This is a genomic window from uncultured Cetobacterium sp., from assembly GCF_945952365.1.
Taxonomy (GTDB): domain Bacteria; phylum Fusobacteriota; class Fusobacteriia; order Fusobacteriales; family Fusobacteriaceae; genus Cetobacterium_A.
Genome location: NZ_CAMFHX010000038.1, coordinates 1 through 19,494, shown reverse-complemented (window position 1 = coordinate 19,494; position 19,494 = coordinate 1). Strand labels below are relative to the sequence as shown.

The following is a 19,494-nucleotide window of genomic DNA, read 5'->3' as shown; positions in this document are numbered from 1 at the left end:
ATTTTTCAATATTTTTTGGATAAATTTTTTCTATAGTTTCCTTATATAATAAAAAAGAGAGACACAAGGTCTCTCTTTATATAAATCAATTATTTTGATGTGTTGTAGAATACTTCGATTCCTTTGTATTGAGCAACAGATCCTAACTCTTCTTGAATTCTTAATAATTGGTTGTATTTAGCCATTCTATCAGTTCTTGAAGTTGATCCAGTTTTGATTTGTCCTGCGTTTGTTGCAACAGCGATATCAGCTATTGTAGCATCTTCAGTTTCTCCAGATCTATGAGATATTACTGCAGTCATGTTAGCTCTCTTAGCCATTTCGATAGCATCTAAAGTCTCAGTTAAAGTTCCGATTTGGTTTAACTTAATTAAGATAGAGTTAGCAGATTTCATTTCAATTCCTCTTGCTAATCTCTCAGTGTTAGTTACGAATAAATCGTCTCCAACGATTTGAACTTTTTGTCCAACTTTAGCTGTTAATTGTTGGAATCCAGCCCAGTCATCTTCACCTAATCCATCTTCGATAGATTTGATTGGATACTTTTCACATAATCCAGCGTACCACTCGATCATTTCTTCAGTTGATCTTACTACTCCACCTTCTCTTTTGAAGTGGTATTCGAATGTTCCATCTTCTTTTTCAACACAGAACTCAGTTGCTGCAGCATCTAAAGCGAATGTAACATCAGTTCCTAACTCATATCCAGCAGCTTTAACAGCTTCACAAATGATATCTAAAGCTCCTTCAGTTCCGTTGATTTTAGCTGGTGCATATCCACCTTCGTTTCCAACGTTTGTTGAATCTCCGTTAGCTTTTAAGATTTTTCCTAAGTGGTGGAATATTTCGCATCCCATTCTCATAGCTTCAGCAAAGTTCTTAGCTCCAACTGGTTGTACCATGAACTCTTGAACGTCTACTGCAGAGTCAGCATGGCTTCCTCCGTTTAATATGTTCATCATAGGTAAAGGTAACTCTGTAGCGTTAACTCCTCCTAAGTATTTGTATAATGGTTGTCCTAATGCTGCTGCTGCTGCTTTAGCTACTGCTAATGATACACCTAATATAGCGTTAGCTCCTAATCTTGCTTTGTTTGGAGTTCCATCTAATTCGATCATAGCTTTATCTACTGCTACTTGGTTAGTTGCATCCATTCCGATTACTAACTCTTTAATTTCAGTGTTTACGTAGTTTACTGCCTTTAAAACACCGTTTCCTAAATATCTAGATTTATCTTTATCTCTTAATTCTACAGCTTCGTAAGCTCCTGTAGACGCTCCAGATGGAACTGCTGCTCTTCCCATAGCTCCACATTCTAATATTACGTCCACCTCAACTGTTGGGTTTCCTCTTGAATCAAGAATTTCTCTTCCTTTAACTTCAACTATTCTAGTCATTTCTTTGAATCCTCCTTAGAATTTTTTAAAAGTTTATTTTTAAAATTTTAGTCTCAAAATTTATGTACTTTTTAATTATTTTACTTTTATAACTTTCATTGAATTACTTGTTCCTGCTTTGAATACTTCTTCTCCACATGAAGCTACAATGATATCTCCTGATTTAACAAGTCCTAAAGCTAATGCTTTTTGCTCAGCTAAAACATAGAACTCTTCTAAGTTTTTAGCAGTTGTATCTAAACAAGGGATTATTCCTCTTGTTAAAATCATTTGGTTATAAGTTTTTTCATTATTTGTTATAGCTAAAACAAACGCTTCTGGGAAGTATCTTCTTAAAGCTGTTGCTGATCTTCCTGATGCAGTTCCAGAAACGATTAATTTCGCTCCTAAAGCTTCAGCTACATCTACAGTTCCTCTTGCCATTGCTTCAGTTATATTTACTCCCTCTTCGTTTTCGATTTGGAAAGCTACTAATGGATCTGTCTTTTCAGCAATTTTTCTCATTACTGTTACAGCTTCAATTGGATATTTTCCTTTTGCTGTTTCTCCTGATAACATTATAGCGTCAGTACCGTCTAATATTGCATTAGTTACATCTGTTGCTTCCGCTCTTGTTGGTCTAGGATTTTTTATCATTGAATCTAGCATTTGAGTTGCTGTAATTACAACCTTTCCTGCTAAGTTACATTTCTCTACCATCATCTTTTGTGCAAATGGAACTTCTTCAACTGGAATTTCTACTCCTAAATCTCCTCTAGCTACCATTATTCCATCTGACAATTCTAAAATTTCATCGAAGTTATCTAATCCTTCTTGATTTTCAATTTTAGAAATTATTTTTATTTTTTCTCCACCGTTTGCATCTAAAACTTCTCTTACAGCTTTTACGTCATCAGCTTTTCTGATGAATGAAGCTGCTACGAAATCTACGTTTTGCTCACAACCGAATTTTAAATCTCCGATATCTTTTGGTGATAAAGCAGGTAACTGAACTGAAACATTTGGTAAGTTAACCCCTTTATTTTCTCCTAAATCTCCATTATTTTTAACTATACATCTTACTTCGTTTCCAACAACTTCTTCAACTTCCATTTCTATTAATCCATCATCTATTAAAACGATGTTTCCTGCTTTTAAATCGTCTGTTAACTCTTTGTAAGTTACAGCAACTCTTGTTGAATCTCCAATAACTGTTTCGTCAGTTGTTATTGTGAACTTTTGTCCAGCTACTAACGTAACATCTTGACCATTTACTAATTTTATAGTTCTAATTTCTGGTCCTTTAGTATCTAATAATACAGCTGCATTAATTCCTGTATTAGTTACAGCCTCTTTTAAGTTTACAATTCTTTGCCCGTGCTCTTCATGACTTCCGTGAGAGAAGTTCATTCTCATAACGTTCATTCCAGCTTTTAATAACTCTGATAATACCTCAACCGATTCTGTTTTTGGTCCTATTGTACATACAATTTTTGTTTTTTTCATAGTTCCTTAGTCCCTCCTATAATGAGTTTTAATCTATATTTTAATCTCTTACGTCCCTAACATTAAGTATTCAAATTCTATCTAATATACCAGTTAAAGTCAAGCAAGTTAAATATCTATTTTTTACCTTTTTTTGACTCTATTATTCCCACTTTTCTAGAACCCTCTTTGTTTTACTAATTTTAAAAAAAAATCTTACTTTTTACTTTTCTACTTTTTTATTTTTTTCCTTTTTTTATTTAATTAAAAATAAAAAAAGTCCTAGATTATTCTAGGACCAAATCTTTAAACAAATAAAGGTACTAACACAAGTGAAACAATACTCATAAGTTTTATTAAAATATTTAGCGAAGGACCCGAAGTATCTTTAAACGGATCTCCTACCGTATCTCCAACTACTGCTGCTTTATGTCTTTCAGAACCCTTTCCATCTCCTTTATATCCTGCTTCTATTTGTTTTTTAGCATTATCCCAAGCTCCACCAGCATTAGCCATCATTATAGCCATTAATATACCTGTTACTAATGCTCCAGCTAACAATCCTCCCAAAGCTTGTGGTGACCATAATCCTACAACTACTGGAGCTAAAATTGCTAAAACTCCAGGAATTAACATCTCTCTTAAAGATGAATGTGTTGATATTTCAACACATCTTTTATAATCTGGTTTAACGGTTTTATCCATTATTCCTGGATTTTCTCTAAATTGCCTTCTCACCTCTTCAACCATCTCCATAGCAGCTTTTCCTACCGCTGTCATTGTTAAAGCAGAGAATAAGAATGTTAACATTCCACCTATAAAAATACCTACTATTACATCTGGATTTATAATATCTAATACAAAATCTTTTCCTGATGCTTTTTGAATTGATTCCTTATAAGCTGCAAATAAAGAAAGTGCTGTTAAAGCTGCTGATCCAATCGCAAATCCTTTTCCTACTGCTGCTGTTGAATTTCCAACGGCATCTAATTTATCTGTGCATTCTCTAACTTCATGAGGTAATTCAGCCATCTCTGCTATTCCACCTGCATTATCCGCAACTGGACCATAGGCATCTACTGCTACTACCATTCCTGTTGTTGATAACATCCCTACTGCTGCAATTGAAATCCCATATAAACCAGCAAATTTATAGGCCATAATTATAGCTAATGAAATGATCAACATTGGAGCAACAGTAGATTCCATTCCTACTGCTAATCCCTCTATTATTGTAGTAGCTGGACCTGTTTTAGCTGCATCTGAAATTCTGTTTACAGCTTTTTTTCCTGTATCTGTATATAGCCCTGTAAAATATGCAATTACAAGTCCTGCTACTAATCCTGCTACAATTGCCCAAAAGATTCCTAGAGGTAAGTTCAAATACTTAATAACTCCAAATGAAGCTATTATAGATAACAATCCAGCTATCCTAGTTCCATTTTCTAATTTGTGATAAACTTCATCTGGATTTTCTGTTTTAACTGTTAATGTTGCTATTATCGAAGCTATTATTCCAAAAGCTGAAATCATTATTGGAGCTAATAGATATTCCTTAGAACCCATTGCTGCACCAATAGCCAATGTCGCGATTATTGATCCAACATATGATTCAAAAAGATCTGCACCCATTCCAGCTACATCTCCTACGTTATCTCCTACATTGTCAGCTATAGTTGCCGGATTTCTAGGATCATCTTCTGGAATTCCAGCCTCAACTTTTCCAACTAAATCAGCACCTACATCTGCTGCTTTAGTATAAATACCTCCACCAACTCTAGCAAATAATGCTATCGATGACGCTCCCATTCCAAAGCCTGTAATTATACTTACATCCCAATTAAAAATTAATATTAAACTTGTCAATCCCAACATTCCTAATCCAACAACTGAAAGCCCCATAACAGCTCCTCCAGCAAAGGCTACATCTAAAGCTTTTGATAATCCGCCCTCTTTAGCCGCTATAGCAGTTCTTCCATTTGCTTTTGTCGCTATTCTCATTCCTATATTTCCTGCTAAAGCTGATGTTAAAGCCCCAATAACAAAAGTTAGTGCTACCATAGGTGCTAAAAACACTCCTAATAAAACTGCTACTGCTGCAACAAACCAAATTAGAATTTTATATTCCGCCGAAAGAAAAGCCATTGCTCCTTCTCTGATTGCATCTGTTATTTCAGCTACTCTCGGAATATTAATCTCATAACTTTGAACTTTCTTTGAATAAAATGACGCTGCACATAGTGCTATAATACCACCGAAAATTCCTAAATAGATCATTTGCTCCACTTTTAAAACCTCCTAGTACACTTAATATTATTAAAGTATACGAGAAACTCTAGGATATTTCAAGAAAAAACAAAGTTCTTTTTTTCTTTATTTATTAGTCCTTTTTACTAAATTTTAAATTTTCTGAAACTATTATTTTATTATTTTTATCAACAATTAAAACATCTAAATCTGGTGTAGAGTTAGCTTTTTGTAAAACTTTATCTATAGGCATAAGGAAAAATGCTGTTGAATACATATCAGCTTCAAATGAATTTTTATTCACAACTACTACCATTTTTTTATCCTGAACTGGATAATTTGTTTCTTTATCTAAGATATGGTGATACCTTTTTCCATCAATTTCTACATAAGTTTGATAATTTCCTGAAACCCCCATACTTTGATTATTCAATTCCACAATTCCTAATATTTCTGATGGATTATCTGGATTTTGAATTCCTATTTTCCAAGGCGTCCCATCTCCTTTTGTTCCTATAGCTTCAATGCTTGAAATTGCAGATATAAATCCATTTGTAACTCCATTTTCTCTTAATTTTTCGGCTGCTTTTTTTACCGCATATCCCTTTAAAAATGAACCTGTATCTATTTTCATATCCGAATTTTTAATTGAAACTATATTATTTTCTATTTCCACTTTTGAAAAATCAACATTTTCTGATGCTTTTTTCAATTCTTCTTCACCTGGTAAAACTGTTCTCACTTCAACTTCTTCTGAAAATCCCCATACCATCATCAACGGTTCCATTGTTATATCGTATTTTTTTTCTGAAAGTTCATATGTTTTTTTCACTTCTTTTAAAAGATAAACTCCCTCTTCATCAAAAATCTCTTTTTTAGTCTTATTTAAATTATCAACCAAGCTCCCTTTAACTTTACTGTTATACTTCTCATCTATTCTTTCAATCTCTTTAAATGCTAATCCTATTTTTCCTTTTGCACCTTTAGCATTATTAGAAAATATTGTTACCTTAAAAAATGTTCCAAATGCAAATTTTTCCTCGTCCACTCTTTCGACCTTTTTTTCACACCCCAACAATAGTAAAAAAAGTAAAAAGAGTAGAAATATATTTCTACTCTTAGTCATTTGCTAATTCCTCTGGAATTTCAACAAAAGTTATTTTTCCATCTAATATTTCTCTGAAAGTCTTTTTAACAACAGTATCTTTTTTAGAAACTTTTGTTAAAACAGGAGCTCCTTTACCTATCTCTCTTGCTCTCTTTCCTGCTGTTATTGTTAATGTATATTTATTAGGTATTTTATCTAATAATTCATCATAAGTAATTACCTTTTTCATAAGATCCTCCTAGTTTTTAGAATTTATAATTTTTACTAACTCATCACATGATTTTTCAACAGTATAGTTAATAATTGTTATATCGTAATCTTTTTCATATTCTAACTCTTGAATTGAGTTTTTTAATCTAAGTTGGATAGTTTCTTCACTATCTGTTTTTCTTCCTCTTAGCCTTCTCTCTAAATCTTCCATTGTTGGTGTTTTAAAGAATACTAAATGAGCAGTTGGATATACAGCTTTAACTTGAAGTCCTCCTTGAACATCTATCTCAAGAATAACATTTTCTCCAGACGCTAGTCTTGATTCTACTTCAGATTTTAAAGTTCCATAGTAGTTAGTATGAACAGTTGCATATTCTAAAAATTCTTTCTTTTCAATCTTATCTTTAAACTCATCAATTGTTAAGAAATAATAATCTCTTCCGTGTAACTCTCCCTCTCTTGGAGCACGAGTTGTAGCTGAAGTTGCTAAATTTATACCTAACTGCTTTCTAACTATTCTACATATTGTCGATTTTCCAGCACCACTAGGACCAGAAACAATAAATAGTTCTCCCTTTTTCATTTGCATTCTCCTTTATTCTATATTTAGAGCTTGTTCTCTAATTTTTTCAATTTCATTTTTACATTCTACAATAAGCTTTGAAATATCATACAAATTACATTTTACCCCAGATGTATTTAGCTCTCTAAAGATCTCTTGAAGAATAAAATCAATTTTCTTTCCTATACCTGTATTAATAGAATTTAACTCTATTTTTAATTGATAAAGATGACTTTCTAGTCTAGAAACTTCCTCTGAAATATCAGATTTATCTGTGAATAACAAAACTTCTCTTAATAACATTTCATCATTAAACTCTATATCTGTTACTTTAGATAATCTTTCTAATAGTTTCTCTTTGTAGTTTGTAACGATATTTTCTTTTAAAGATTTTATTATAGAAACATTTTTTTCTATAATTTCTATACACTCTAAGAAATATCTCTTCATTCTTTCCCCTTCAGATTCTTTCATTTCAATGAATGAATCTAAAAGTGTGTGTAAATTATTTATTACAAACTGCTCATACTCTTTCTCATCTATCTCTAAATCATTTCTTCTAATGACATTTAAATTCTTAACTAGTAAATCAAGTTTGTTACTAAACTTTTCGTTATAGTCATTCTCTATAGTATTTAAAACTTTCAAATAAGAAGCTGTCATATTTTTATCATATTCAAAAAGATTATCAACTTCTCTCTTATCATGAAATTCAATTTTTAAATCTATACTTCCTCTTGTAACTTTAGAAGCAACCTCTGTTCTGATTTTATTTTCCAAAAAATTTAGCATATGAGGTGATTTTATTTTTAAATTTAAGTTCTTATTATTTACACTCTTTATTTCTAAAGATATTGAATATTTTTCGTTTTCAAAATATTCTTTTGAATAACCTGTCATACTTCTCATAACATCAACCTCTCATAAATAAAATGCTAAAATAGGCGACAAAGTCGCCTATTTTATTAGTCCTCTATCTCAACTGGAACTATGTTCTTATAAGCTTTATATCCAGTACCTGCTGGTATTTTCTTACCTATAATTACGTTTTCTTTTAGTCCCTCTAAGTAGTCTTCTTTACCTTCTATTGCTGCATTTGAAAGTACTTTCGTAGTTTCTTGGAACGATGCTGCTGATATGAAACTTCCTGTGTTAACAGCGGCTTTTGTAATACCTTGGATAACAGGCTCATATTTGATTTCTGCTTTTCCTTCTGCTCTTAACTTATTATTTTCTAATTCAACAACTCTCTTCTCTACAACTTCATCTTCTAGGAATAATGAAGCTCCTGATTCTACTATTCTTACTTTCTTGAACATCTGCTTAACGATAATCTCTATATGCTTATCATTTACAGTAACTCCTTGGTCTCTATATACTTGTTGTACAGATTCTAGTATAAACTGCTCTGCTGCAACTAATCCTTTGATGTTTAGAACGTCAAATGGTGATATAGCTCCATCTGTAATCTTATCTCCAGCCTTTATTAACATTCCATCTGTTACAACTAAATGTTCTCCAACTGGTGCTAAGTATTCTTTGAAGTTTTCAGTGTCAGAAATAGATCTTATGATAATTACTCTCATACCTTTTTTCTTTCTTCCTGTAACTTCTACTTTTCCTTCTATTTCTGATAGAATAGCTTTTCCTTTAGGGTTTCTAGCTTCAAATAGCTCTTGAATTCTCGGAAGACCTCCAGTGATATCTTTCGTTCCTTCTCCTTCTTTTATGATCTTAGCTATGATTTGTCCTGTTTTTACAGATTCTCCCTCTCTTACCATTAAGTATGCTCCGAATGGTATTGAGTAACTCTCTTTTGCGTTTCCTTCCTCATCGAAGATAACTACTCTTGGGTTTGAATCTCCAGACTCTACAGTTTTTATAGCCATGTATTCTGTAACGTTATACTTCTCATCAAAGTTTTCTTTTACATATAGCTCTCTGTATTCTATTCTTCCATCTTGGTTAGCTATAATAGGGATATGGTATGGATCGAATGTAACTAGGATATCTCCTGGTTTAACTTCTTGCCCTTCCTCAACCTTTAATATAGATCCTGATGCAATTTCATAGTCATAGTTCCCTATTAAGATTTTAGCTGATTGAGAAACTACAATTTTCTCTTGAGTTTCTTTATTTTCTAGAATCTTAATCTCTTTAAATACAACTTTTCCTGTATTTTCAGCTTTGATACTTGTTGCAGCTGCAGTTGCTGTCGCAACTCCTCCTGTATGGAACGTTCTCATTGTAAGCTGTGTACCCGGTTCTCCGATTGATTGAGCTGCTATAACTCCAACCGCTTCTCCTAGTAAAATCTCTTTATGATTAGCTAGATCCATTCCATAACATTTTTGACAAACACCTTTTTCAAGGTCACAAGTTAATGGAGATCTAATTTTAATTTTCTTAATTTCTAATTCAGTAATTCTAGCGATTTGCTCTTTTGTGAACATCTCGTTTCTTCTAGCAATTACTTCACCTTCGAAGATTACATCTTCAGCAGGTACTCTACCTACTAATCTTTCAGATAATTTTTCAATTACTTGACCATCTGAAACTAGCTCTGCTACTTCAATTCCTTCGTGAGTTCCACAATCAATTGAGTTAACAATAACTTCGTGAGATATATCAACAAGTCTTCTTGTTAAGTATCCTGAATCGGCAGTTCTTAACGCCGTATCCGCTAAACCTTTTCTAGCTCCATGTGATGACATGAAGAACTCTAATACCGTTAGACCTTCTCTGAAGTTGGCTTTAATTGGTACCTCGATGATTCTTCCTTGCGTATCGGCCATGTTTCCTCTCATTGCCGCTAACTGTCTCATCTGTGCGATAGATCCTCTGGCTCCAGAGTTCGCCATCATGTAAACCGGGTTAAATTGGTCTAGTCCACTCATCATTGCATCTGTAACTTTTGCTGTTGTTTCTGACCAAAGAGCTACAGTTTTTCTATATCTCTCTTCGTTGATGATTTTTCCAGCTTTATAATCAGCTTCGATTTCAGCAACTTTTTGATCTGCTTCTTCTAAGATTGATTTTTTAGTTAATGGAATTTCAAGATCTTCTATTCCTACTGATACTCCTGCAAACGTTGCATAGTGATATCCGAAGTTTTTAATCTCGTTAATTAATTCAGCTGTTTTTGTAAATCCGTGCATCTCATATAATTTACCTATTAGTTTCTTTAATTGAGATTTTCCGAATGTTACATCATATTGCTTGTTTACTTCAGGTAACATTTCATTGAACATTATTCTTCCAGGAGTAGTTTTTACCATTTCACCATTGATTCTAACATTTACAACTGCATGAGTATCTAAGATTCCTCTGTCGTAAGCTGTTAAAACTTGCTCTTTATTAGAGAATGCTTTTCCTTCTCCTTTTGCTCCAGGTCTATCTTTTGTCATATAGAAACATCCCATAACCATATCTTGAGAAGGTACAGCTATTGGCTCTCCATTTGATGGAGATATGATGTTGTTTGGAGCTAACATAAGAAGCTTTGCTTCCATTATAGCTTCAGGTGATAGCATTAAATGAACTGCCATTTGGTCTCCATCGAAGTCGGCATTGAATGCAGAACATACTAGAGGATGCAGTCTTATTGCTTTTCCTTCAATTAATACAGGCTCAAAAGCTTGGATTGACAGTCTATGTAGAGTCGGAGCTCTATTTAATAGAACTGGGTGATCTTGGATAACATCTTCGATTACATCCCATACTTTATCGTCTGCATCTTCAACTAATTTTTTAGCTGTTTTTATGTTAGATGCTAACTCTCTCTTTACTAACTCTCTCATTATGAAAGGCTTGTAAAGCTCTAAAGCCATCTTTTTAGGAATTCCACATTGGTGCATTTTTAAAGAAGGTCCTACAACGATAACCGATCTTGCAGAGTAATCTACTCTTTTTCCAAGAAGGTTTTGTCTAAATCTTCCTTGCTTTCCTTTTAACATATCAGAAAGTGATTTTAACTCTCTGTTATTTTGTGCAACAACTGGTTTTCCTCTTCTTCCGTTATCAATAAGAGCATCTACTGCTTCTTGAAGCATTCTCTTTTCATTTTTAACTACGATTTCTGGAGCTTTTATTTCTAAAAGTCTCTTTAATCTGTTATTTCTGTTGATAACTCTTCTATAAAGATCATTTAAGTCAGAAGTAGCAAATCTTCCACCATCTAATTGTACCATTGGTCTTAAATCAGCTGGAATAACTGGAACATTCTTTAATATCATCCATTGTGGTAAGTTACCAGATGCTATAAAGTCTCTTGTTATTTTTAATCTTTTTACTAACTTCTTTCTTTTTTGAGCTGAATTTACATCTTCAAGTTCTTTTTCTAACTCTACTCTTAGGTCTTCTAAATTTATCATTTCTAATAATTTTAAAATCGCTTCAGCACCCATTTTTGCTTCAAACTGTCTTCCGTACATTTGCTTGTATAGCTTGTACTCTTTTTCAGTTATAATTTTACCAATTTTTAAAGTTGGCTCTTCACTAGCTGTTACAATATATCTAGCAAAGTACAGAACAGATTCTAACTCTTTTGGAGAAATTCCTAAAATAAGAGACATCTTATTTGGTGTTCCTTTAGAATACCAGATGTGAGCTACAGGGGCAGCTAATGCTATGTGCCCCATTCTCTCTCTTCTTACTTTAGACTTAGTTACTTCAACTCCACATTTCTCACAAACTAGTCCTTTATATCTCATTCTCTTATATTTTCCACAAGAACATTCCCAATCTTTTGATGGTCCGAATATTCTCTCACAGAATAATCCATCCATTTCTGGATTTAATGTTCTGTAGTTTATTGTTTCTGGTTTCGTAACTTCTCCGTACGACCAATCTTCTATCTTCTCTGGAGAAGCTAGTTTAATTCTAATCTTCTCAAAACTTTTAATTCCCATATTAAATACAAAGCCTCCTTAAATGAGATAAAGCTTTCATCTATCATCATATTCAATTTTAACTTAAATTAGTTTATTTGGTCAGATAAAGAAAACTCAACTATTGTTTCGTCTTTTCCTAACTCTTCGTTAACGTTAATTAACTCGTTATTAGCATCAAAAAGTTCTACGTCTAGTGCTAACGCTTGGAACTCTTTTAATAGAACCTTAAATGACTCTGGTAGATCTGCTTCTGGCATCTCTTCACCTTTTACAATCGCTTCATAAGTTTTTGTTCTACCTGTTACATCGTCAGACTTAACTGTTAACATTTCTTGAAGGATATTTGAAGCTCCGTATGCTTCTAAAGCCCAAACCTCCATCTCTCCAAGTCTTTGTCCTCCGAATTGTGCTTTTCCTCCAAGAGGTTGTTGTGTTACTAATGAGTATGGTCCAATTGCTCTCGCATGCATCTTATCTTCAACTAAATGGTGAAGTTTTAACATATACATTCTTCCAACTGTTACTGGATTATCGAATTTATCTCCAGTTCTTCCATCAAATAATGTAACCTTACCTTTTCTTGGGTATCCTGCTTTTTCTAAGTAATCTTTTACTTGCTCTTCTGTTGCACCATCAAATACTGGAGTTGATAAATAAGTTCCACCATTTAATTTACCCATAGCCATTCCTAAATGAACCTCTAGAACCTGTCCAATGTTCATACGTGAAGGAACCCCTAGTGGGTTGATAACAACGTCTAAGTGAGTACCATCTGCTAAGAATGGCATATCTTCTGCTGGTAAAACTCTAGAAACAACACCTTTGTTACCATGTCTTCCTGACATTTTATCTCCAACAGTTATTTTTCTTTTCTCTGCTATAAACACTCTTATCGATCTATTTACTCCAGCCTTTAATTCGTCTCCGTTTTCTCTCGATAATTCAAGAACTTCAACAACTGTTCCTTTAGATCCATGAGGCATTTTTAATGATGTATCTCTTACATCTCTTGCTTTTTCTCCGAAGATAGCTCTTAATAACTTTTCTTCTGCTGGTGGCTCAGATTCACCTTTTGGTGCAGTTTTTCCAACTAATATATCTCCTGGTCCAACTTCAGATCCTACAACAATTATACCTCTTGAATCTAAATTCTTTAAAGCTTCTTCAGATACATTTGGTATTTCTCTAGTAATCTCTTCATCACCTAACTTAGTGTTTCTAGCTTCTATTTCGTACTCTTCAATGTGGATTGATGTAAATACGTCATCTTTTCTTAATCTATCAGATATAAGAATCGCATCCTCGTAGTTATATCCTTCCCATGGCATGAATGCCATTAAGATGTTTCTTCCAAGTGCTAAATCTCCACCTTTTGTTGCTGGTCCATCAGCTATTACTTGACCTAGTTCAACTTCTTGACCTAAATCTACTAATGGAGTTTGGTGTAAACACATCGCTTGGTTTGATCTTTCAAAGTTAAGTAATCTGTGCTTGTAAACTTTTCCCTCAGCATCTTCTATAGTAATCTCTTTAGCATCAACATAAGTTACCTTACCTTTTGCTTTTGCAGAAATTACTGCTCCTGAATCAACAGCAACTTTTCTCTCAAGTCCAGTTCCTATGAAAGGTGCCTCAGTTCTTAATAATGGTACCGCTTGTCTTTGCATGTTCGATCCCATCAGTGCTCTGTTCGCATCATCATGTTCTAAGAATGGAATTAATCCTGCTGAAACTGATACCACTTGCTTAGGTGATACGTCTAGGTAGTGTACCTTTTCTCCAGGTATATGAACAATTTCATGTCCATATCTACATACAACATCTCCTAATAATTCTGCATTTTCTGCAAGTTTTGTATCGGCTTGGGCTATGAATAATCCTTCCTCTTCATCTGCTGCTAAGTAGTGAATATCATCGAAGTTTGCAACTCCATTTTCTACTTTTACGTATGGAGTTTCTATAAATCCGTATGAATTAACTTTTGCATATATTGCTAAAGATCCAATAAGACCGATGTTTGGTCCTTCTGGTGTCTCTATTGGACAAATTCTTCCATAATGTGAATCATGAACGTCTCTTACCTCGAACCCGGCTCTCTCTCTTGAAAGTCCTCCTGGTCCTAGTGCAGATATTCTTCTCTTATGAGTTAACTCTGCTAATGGGTTTGACTGGTCCATGAATTGTGATAGTTGCCCAGAACCAAAGAAATCTAAAACTAATGCGTTTAGTGGTCTAGTGTTTAATAATGATTGCGGAGTTAATGTTTCTACATCTTGTATAGTCATTTTCTCTTTTACCATTTTACCCATCTTAGATAATCCAGCTTTAATTTGCATTAATAGAAGTTCTCCAACTCCTCTAACTCTTCTATTAGATAAGTTATCTATATCATCAGTATGACCTTTTCCATTATTTAATGAAATTACATACTTTATTGTTGCAATTACATCTTCTTTAGTTAATAGGATTTCATCTTCTGGAAGATCAAGCTTTAATCTCTTGTTCATTTTATATCTTCCAACTGGCTCTAAATCATATCTTTGTGGATTAAAGAACATTTGCTTAATTAAAGATCTAGCTGAATCTATTGTTACTAAATCTCCAGGTCTTAATTTCTTAAATACCTCTGTTACAGCTTCTTCTTTTGTATCTCCAGTATCATTTACTATAGTATTAGCAAATACTTTATCCTCTGGTTTTACTTCCCAAACTAATATGTTTTCAATTTTAGAATCTACTAACTCAAATATAACAGCTTCTGTTATAAGTTGCTTTGTTTCAAATAAAACTTCTCCAGTTTCTTCATTGAAGATATCCTCTTTTATAAAGCTTCCTTCAATTCTTGTTTTTAAAACACTTATAAGCTCTTCTTTATTAGTGTATCTTGAATAATACTCTGATAAATTAACTTCTTTTTCTTCTAAGAATTCGTCCATTATTTCTTCGTTTGTATCGAAGAAATCAACAGCTTTTAAGAATACAGTTGCTAAAACTTTCTTCTTTCTATCAATCTTTACACTTAAGAAATCATTTTTATCAGTTTCAAACTCTAGCCAAGTCCCTTTATAAGGAATAATTTTTCCAGAGAACAAGTCTTTTCCTGTTTGAATGTTAACTTCTTTATTAAATGATACTCCTGGAGATCTATGTAATTGTGATACAACTACTCTCTCTGCACCATTTATTATAAATGTTCCTCTTTCCGTCATTAAAGGAACTTCTCCAAAATAAACAAGTGTTTCTTGGATTTCATTTCCACTCTTCTTGTTAGTAAGTCTTAATCTTACTTTTAAAGAAGCAGAATAAGTTTTCCCTCTTTTCTTACATTCAAGCTCATCATTCAATGGAGCTTCAGCTTCATGTAGCTCGTAAGAAACATATTCTAACTTTATATCTCCATTTGAAGATTCAACAGGGAATATTTCTCTAAAAGCCGATTCCAGCCCCTTGTCTTTTCTGTTAAGTGGAGCCTCCTTAGCTTGTAGAAAATCTTCATAGGAATCCAGTTGGAATTCTAAAAAATGAGGCATAGCCCCTCTCTCTTCGATTCTTCCAAAATTCAATCTTTCAACGAGTTTCCCCATCAATTCACACTCCTTACTATTTCATATAGTGATCAATACCTAATCTTTGGAAAATAAAAGGCTTTTATTTTCAAAAGATTAAGTATTAACTTCCTTTTTTTAATAGATTATTTAATAATTTTCATTATAATGAGTAAAAAGGCACCCGTTAGAGTGCCTATTTTTTTCATTTAAGTATAACTAGTTACTATTGAGTAACTTTGTAAGGGTTATTACTTAACTTCTACTGTAGCTCCAGCTTCAGTTAATTTAGCTTTTATAGCTTCAGCTTCTTCTTTAGAAGCTCCCTCTTTTATTGTTCCACCGTTATCTACTACTTCTTTAGCTTCTTTTAATCCTAATCCAGTAATTGCTCTTACTTCTTTGATTACAGCTATTTTGTTAGCTCCTGCAGCAGTTAAAACTACATCAAACTCAGTTTTCTCCTCTACAGCAGGTCCCTCAGCAGCAGCTACAGCTACTGGTGCAGCAGCAGTAACACCGAAGTGCTCCTCTAAAGCTGTTACTAATTCTCTTAAATCTAATACTGACATAGCTTCTAAATCAGCTATGAATTGCTCTTTATTGAACGCCATTTTATTTCCTCCTTAAATTTTCCTAAATGTTTTTTTAATCAATAATACTCTAAAATTAACTGGTGATTACTCAGCAGCTGTTTCTTTCTTTTCAGCGATAGCCACAGTTGCGTAAGCAAGTTTTCTAACTGGTCCAAGCATTCCGTTAAGAACCATAGAAAGAAGTTGCTCTCTAGAAGGTAATTTAGCTAGTGCTACTACCTCTGCAGCTTCAACTCTCTTACCTGTTAAAACTCCACCTTTTATAGTGAATATAGTCTTCTTTGCTTTTGCATTTGCTTTTGCTTGAGCTGCTTCAACATCATAAACTACTTTCGCTGGAGTTACTGGATCAGCATATCCGAATGCAAATGCAGTAGTCCCTTCAAGTAAATCATCAAATTTATCAGCTATACCAGCCTCAGCTAGTGCTATTTTGAACAGTCTGTTCTTAGCAACTAAGTATTCTGCTCCATTTTCTCTCATTTGTTTTCTTAACTCAGTCTCTTGATTTACTCTAAGACCTTGATAGTCAACTAAAACGATTGATTGAGCCTTAGATATTTTTTCAACTAATTCCGCTACAAGCTCTTTTTTTAATTGAGTTGCCATTATTGATTCACCTCCTCTTTTACTCTAAAATTACCTCCGCTCCAAGGTAGGAACGGAGGTTCATGATCTAACTATGAGGTTAGTGAATACCTTCTTCCAACCTCGGTAGGATATTTAAGACTTATGTCACCTACGGTCTTTGGTTTGGATCTATATTTAATTATTTATCCAACTTTTTAACTTGTAATATAAAGTTATAATTTTACAACTTTATAAGTATAACATATAATTCAAATTTTTGCAAATTTTAATTACGAATTTTTTGCAACTAAAACTGGATCCATCTTAACTCCTGGTCCCATTGTTAAAGATACTGCAACAGTTCTTAAGTATTGACCTTTAGAAGCTGATGGCTTTATTCTAACGATTTCGTTAATGAAAGCTGTAAAGTTCTCTAATAATGCTTCTTCAGAGAAATCCGCTTTACCGATTGGTGCGTGGATTGACCCTAACTTGTCTACTCTGAATGCAAGTTTTCCTTTCTTGAACTCAGATACTGCCGTTGCGATATCTGGTGTAACTGTTCCTGATTTAGGATTAGGCATTAAACCTTTAGTTCCTAAAACTCTTCCAAGTCTTCCTAATTTAGGCATCATATCTGGTGTAGCGATTACGATATCAAAGTCAAACCAACCTTGTTGGATTTTTTCGATATACTCTTCTGCTCCAGCATAATCTGCTCCAGCTTCTAAAGCTTTCTCTACGTTAGCTCCTGAAGTTATTGCTAATACTTTAACTGTTTTTCCTGTTCCGTTTGGAAGTACAACTGTACCTCTAACTTGTTGGTCAGCATGTCTAGGATCTACTCCTAATCTTAATGCAATCTCAACTGTTTCTACGAAGTTAGCTGTTCTTGTCTTTCTTACAAGTTCTAAAGCTTCTTTAACCTCGTATAGTCTTCCTTGCTCAACTATTTTAGCTATTTCTAGGTATTTTTTACCTCTTTTATTTGCCATTGAAAATTTCCTCCTTCTGTGGTTAAACGGATGTTTACATCCTACCACTTAATATCACATAAATAAGAATTGACTTCTAATTAGTCTTCTATTTTGATTCCCATTGATCTAGCTGATCCAGCTATTATATTCATAGCAGCTTCTACTGATCCAGCGTTTAAATCTGGCATCTTTGTTTCAGCGATTTCTCTTAATTTAGCTGTGTTGATTTTTCCAGCTACTTCTTTTTTAGAGTTTTGAGCTCCAGATTGAACCCCAGCTGCTTTCTTTAATAAATCAGATGCTGGTGGAGTTTTTAAGATAAATGTGAAAGATCTGTCATTGTAAACAGAGATTTCAACTGGAATGATCCATCCCGCTTTATCTTGAGTTTTTGCATTGAACGATTTACAGAATTCCATTATGTTAACTCCGTGTTGTCCTAATGCTGGTCCTACTGGTGGAGCAGGGTTAGCTTTTCCAGCAGGTAATTGTAGTTTTATTAATCCGATTACTTCTTTTGCCATTGTTTAAATTACACCTCCATAAAATTGTGGTATTGATTTTACAATCTCCCACTGACTTAAATTTAATTAAGCCTTTTCAACACTGTCAAGATCTACTTCAATAGGAGTCATTCTTCCAAACATCTCCATCATAACCTTAACTTTTCTATGTTCCATATCGATTTCAGCAACTTTACCTTCTTGATTTTCAAATCCTTCAGCTAAAAGTTTTACATAGTCTCCTACTTCATAGTCAACTCTTATAACTTCTTTAAGTGCTTTCTCATCTTCATCATTTTTGTATCCTATAACAGAGAAAATATTTTCAACCTCTTCATCTTCCATTGGAATTGGGTCTGACCCTACTCCAACAAATCCTGTTACACCGTTAGTATTTCTAACAACATACCAAGCATCTGAGTCTACTCTAAAATTAATTCCATCTCCACTTTCTTCTCTAGTAGCTTCCATTTCTAGCATAACATACCCTGGGAAAAGTTTTCTTGAAATAATTTTTTTCTTTCCTCTTCTCTCTTCAATAGTTTCCTCTTCAGGAACTAATACTTTAGTTACTATATCAGATAAACCTAACGTTTCTATTTTTTGTTCTAAGTCTGTTTTAACTTTTTTCTCATACCCCGAATAAGTATGAATCATAAACCATTTTTTCACTAAGCTTTTTTCCATTTTATCCTCCAAAGAGAGATACAAGCATCTTTAAAAGTCTTGAAGCAATTATATCGAAAACTCCTAAGTATATTCCTAAAAATATACTCATAGCAACAACCCAACTAGTTGCCGCAACAATCTCTTTTCTTCTAGGCCATTGAACCTTAGAATACTCTCTTCTTACATCGTTAATTAGTCCCATTTTGCACCACCAGTAATTTTATTTTTATAAAAAAATGGCAGGTCAAGAGGGAATCGAACCCCCAACCCTCGGTTTTGGAGACCGATGCTCTGCCAATTGAGCCATTGACCTGCATGTGTGTTGTTGCAAATTGTTTTTCTTTTAATAATTAGCTAAGAAGCGTAAACGCTTCTTAGATCTAGAATTACTTTTTAGTTTCTTTATGTAATGTTACTTTTTTGTCCCATTTACAGTATTTATTTAATTCTAATCTTTCAGTAGTGTTCTTCTTATTCTTTGAAGTACTGTAGTTTCTTCTTTTGCACTCTGTACACTCTAATTGAATATTTACTCTCACTCTTTACACCTCCACTCATCTAACGGATATTATAAATCCTCCCATACATTATAACTTATTGTATGGTAAACAAGAGTTTCCTTATTTATTGCTTTCTTTTTAAGACATAGATGATAATACCACTTTTTTACAATTTTGTCAATAGTTTTTTCTTTACTCCAAAATAAAAAAAGATTGGCAACTTCCTATCCTCCCAGGGGGCTGCCCCCCAAGTA

At 33.5% G+C, this 19,494-nt stretch carries 16 protein-coding genes, 1 tRNA gene and 1 other annotated feature; all 17 genes read right to left on the bottom strand.

Features of this window, described 5'->3' with window-relative positions:
• Positions 1 to 89: 89 nt before the first annotated feature.
• Complete coding sequence (gene eno / locus Q0O83_RS10885; RefSeq protein ID WP_294097033.1) at positions 90 to 1,397, bottom strand: phosphopyruvate hydratase; 1,308 nt, start codon at positions 1,395 to 1,397, stop codon at positions 90 to 92.
• Between the two features lie 75 nt (positions 1,398 to 1,472).
• A complete protein-coding gene (gene pykF / locus Q0O83_RS10880; protein ID WP_294097031.1) occupies positions 1,473 to 2,882 on the bottom strand; it encodes a pyruvate kinase PykF in 1,410 nt (469 codons plus the stop codon).
• Positions 2,883 to 3,167: 285 nt separating this feature from the next.
• Positions 3,168 to 5,138, bottom strand: coding sequence for a sodium-translocating pyrophosphatase (locus tag Q0O83_RS10875; protein ID WP_294097034.1), 1,971 nt, complete (start codon positions 5,136 to 5,138; stop codon positions 3,168 to 3,170).
• A gap of 103 nt (positions 5,139 to 5,241) precedes the next feature.
• On the bottom strand, positions 5,242 to 6,234 hold the full coding sequence (locus Q0O83_RS10870; RefSeq protein ID WP_294097029.1) for an FAD:protein FMN transferase: 993 nt from the start codon (positions 6,232 to 6,234) through the stop codon (positions 5,242 to 5,244).
• Positions 6,227 to 6,445, bottom strand: a complete 219-nt coding sequence (gene rpoZ / locus Q0O83_RS10865) for a DNA-directed RNA polymerase subunit omega (RefSeq protein WP_294097027.1) — start codon at positions 6,443 to 6,445, stop codon at positions 6,227 to 6,229. Before rpoZ ends, Q0O83_RS10870 begins: the two co-directional genes overlap by 8 nt.
• Before the next feature lie 9 nt (positions 6,446 to 6,454).
• Complete coding sequence (gmk, locus tag Q0O83_RS10860) at positions 6,455 to 7,009, bottom strand: guanylate kinase (protein ID WP_294097025.1); 555 nt, start codon at positions 7,007 to 7,009, stop codon at positions 6,455 to 6,457.
• A gap of 12 nt (positions 7,010 to 7,021) precedes the next feature.
• A complete protein-coding gene (locus Q0O83_RS10855) occupies positions 7,022 to 7,897 on the bottom strand; it encodes a YicC/YloC family endoribonuclease (protein WP_294097021.1) in 876 nt (291 codons plus the stop codon).
• 56 nt (positions 7,898 to 7,953) lie between these two features.
• Entirely contained in the window at positions 7,954 to 11,898 is a 3,945-nt protein-coding gene (rpoC, locus tag Q0O83_RS10850) for a DNA-directed RNA polymerase subunit beta' (protein WP_294097020.1), read from the bottom strand.
• Between the two features lie 68 nt (positions 11,899 to 11,966).
• On the bottom strand, positions 11,967 to 15,464 hold the full coding sequence (rpoB, locus tag Q0O83_RS10845) for a DNA-directed RNA polymerase subunit beta (RefSeq protein WP_294097019.1): 3,498 nt from the start codon (positions 15,462 to 15,464) through the stop codon (positions 11,967 to 11,969).
• Between the two features lie 212 nt (positions 15,465 to 15,676).
• Positions 15,677 to 16,039: a 50S ribosomal protein L7/L12 gene (rplL, locus tag Q0O83_RS10840; protein WP_294097018.1), complete on the bottom strand. Its 363-nt coding sequence runs from the start codon at positions 16,037 to 16,039 to the stop codon at positions 15,677 to 15,679.
• 66 nt (positions 16,040 to 16,105) lie between these two features.
• Positions 16,106 to 16,630, bottom strand: coding sequence for a 50S ribosomal protein L10 (gene rplJ, locus Q0O83_RS10835; protein ID WP_294097016.1), 525 nt, complete (start codon positions 16,628 to 16,630; stop codon positions 16,106 to 16,108).
• A gap of 18 nt (positions 16,631 to 16,648) precedes the next feature.
• Positions 16,649 to 16,791 (bottom strand) — a sequence feature (ribosomal protein L10 leader region).
• A gap of 90 nt (positions 16,792 to 16,881) precedes the next feature.
• Entirely contained in the window at positions 16,882 to 17,586 is a 705-nt protein-coding gene (gene rplA / locus Q0O83_RS10830; protein WP_294097014.1) for a 50S ribosomal protein L1, read from the bottom strand.
• Positions 17,587 to 17,666: 80 nt separating this feature from the next.
• Positions 17,667 to 18,092 (bottom strand): 50S ribosomal protein L11, encoded by a 426-nt coding sequence (gene rplK / locus Q0O83_RS10825; protein ID WP_294097011.1) that lies wholly within the window; start codon positions 18,090 to 18,092, stop codon positions 17,667 to 17,669.
• Between the two features lie 66 nt (positions 18,093 to 18,158).
• The gene (gene nusG, locus Q0O83_RS10820; RefSeq protein ID WP_294097009.1) at positions 18,159 to 18,758 is read right to left on the bottom strand and encodes a transcription termination/antitermination protein NusG; all 600 of its coding nucleotides are present in this window, start codon (positions 18,756 to 18,758) and stop codon (positions 18,159 to 18,161) included.
• A gap of 1 nt (position 18,759) precedes the next feature.
• The gene (gene secE / locus Q0O83_RS10815) at positions 18,760 to 18,942 is read right to left on the bottom strand and encodes a preprotein translocase subunit SecE (protein WP_023051525.1); all 183 of its coding nucleotides are present in this window, start codon (positions 18,940 to 18,942) and stop codon (positions 18,760 to 18,762) included.
• A gap of 35 nt (positions 18,943 to 18,977) precedes the next feature.
• Positions 18,978 to 19,053, bottom strand: a tRNA-Trp gene (locus tag Q0O83_RS10810).
• A 73-nt stretch (positions 19,054 to 19,126) separates the two neighbouring features.
• Complete coding sequence (rpmG, locus tag Q0O83_RS10805; protein ID WP_023051526.1) at positions 19,127 to 19,279, bottom strand: 50S ribosomal protein L33; 153 nt, start codon at positions 19,277 to 19,279, stop codon at positions 19,127 to 19,129.
• Between the last annotated feature and the right edge of the window lie 215 nt (positions 19,280 to 19,494).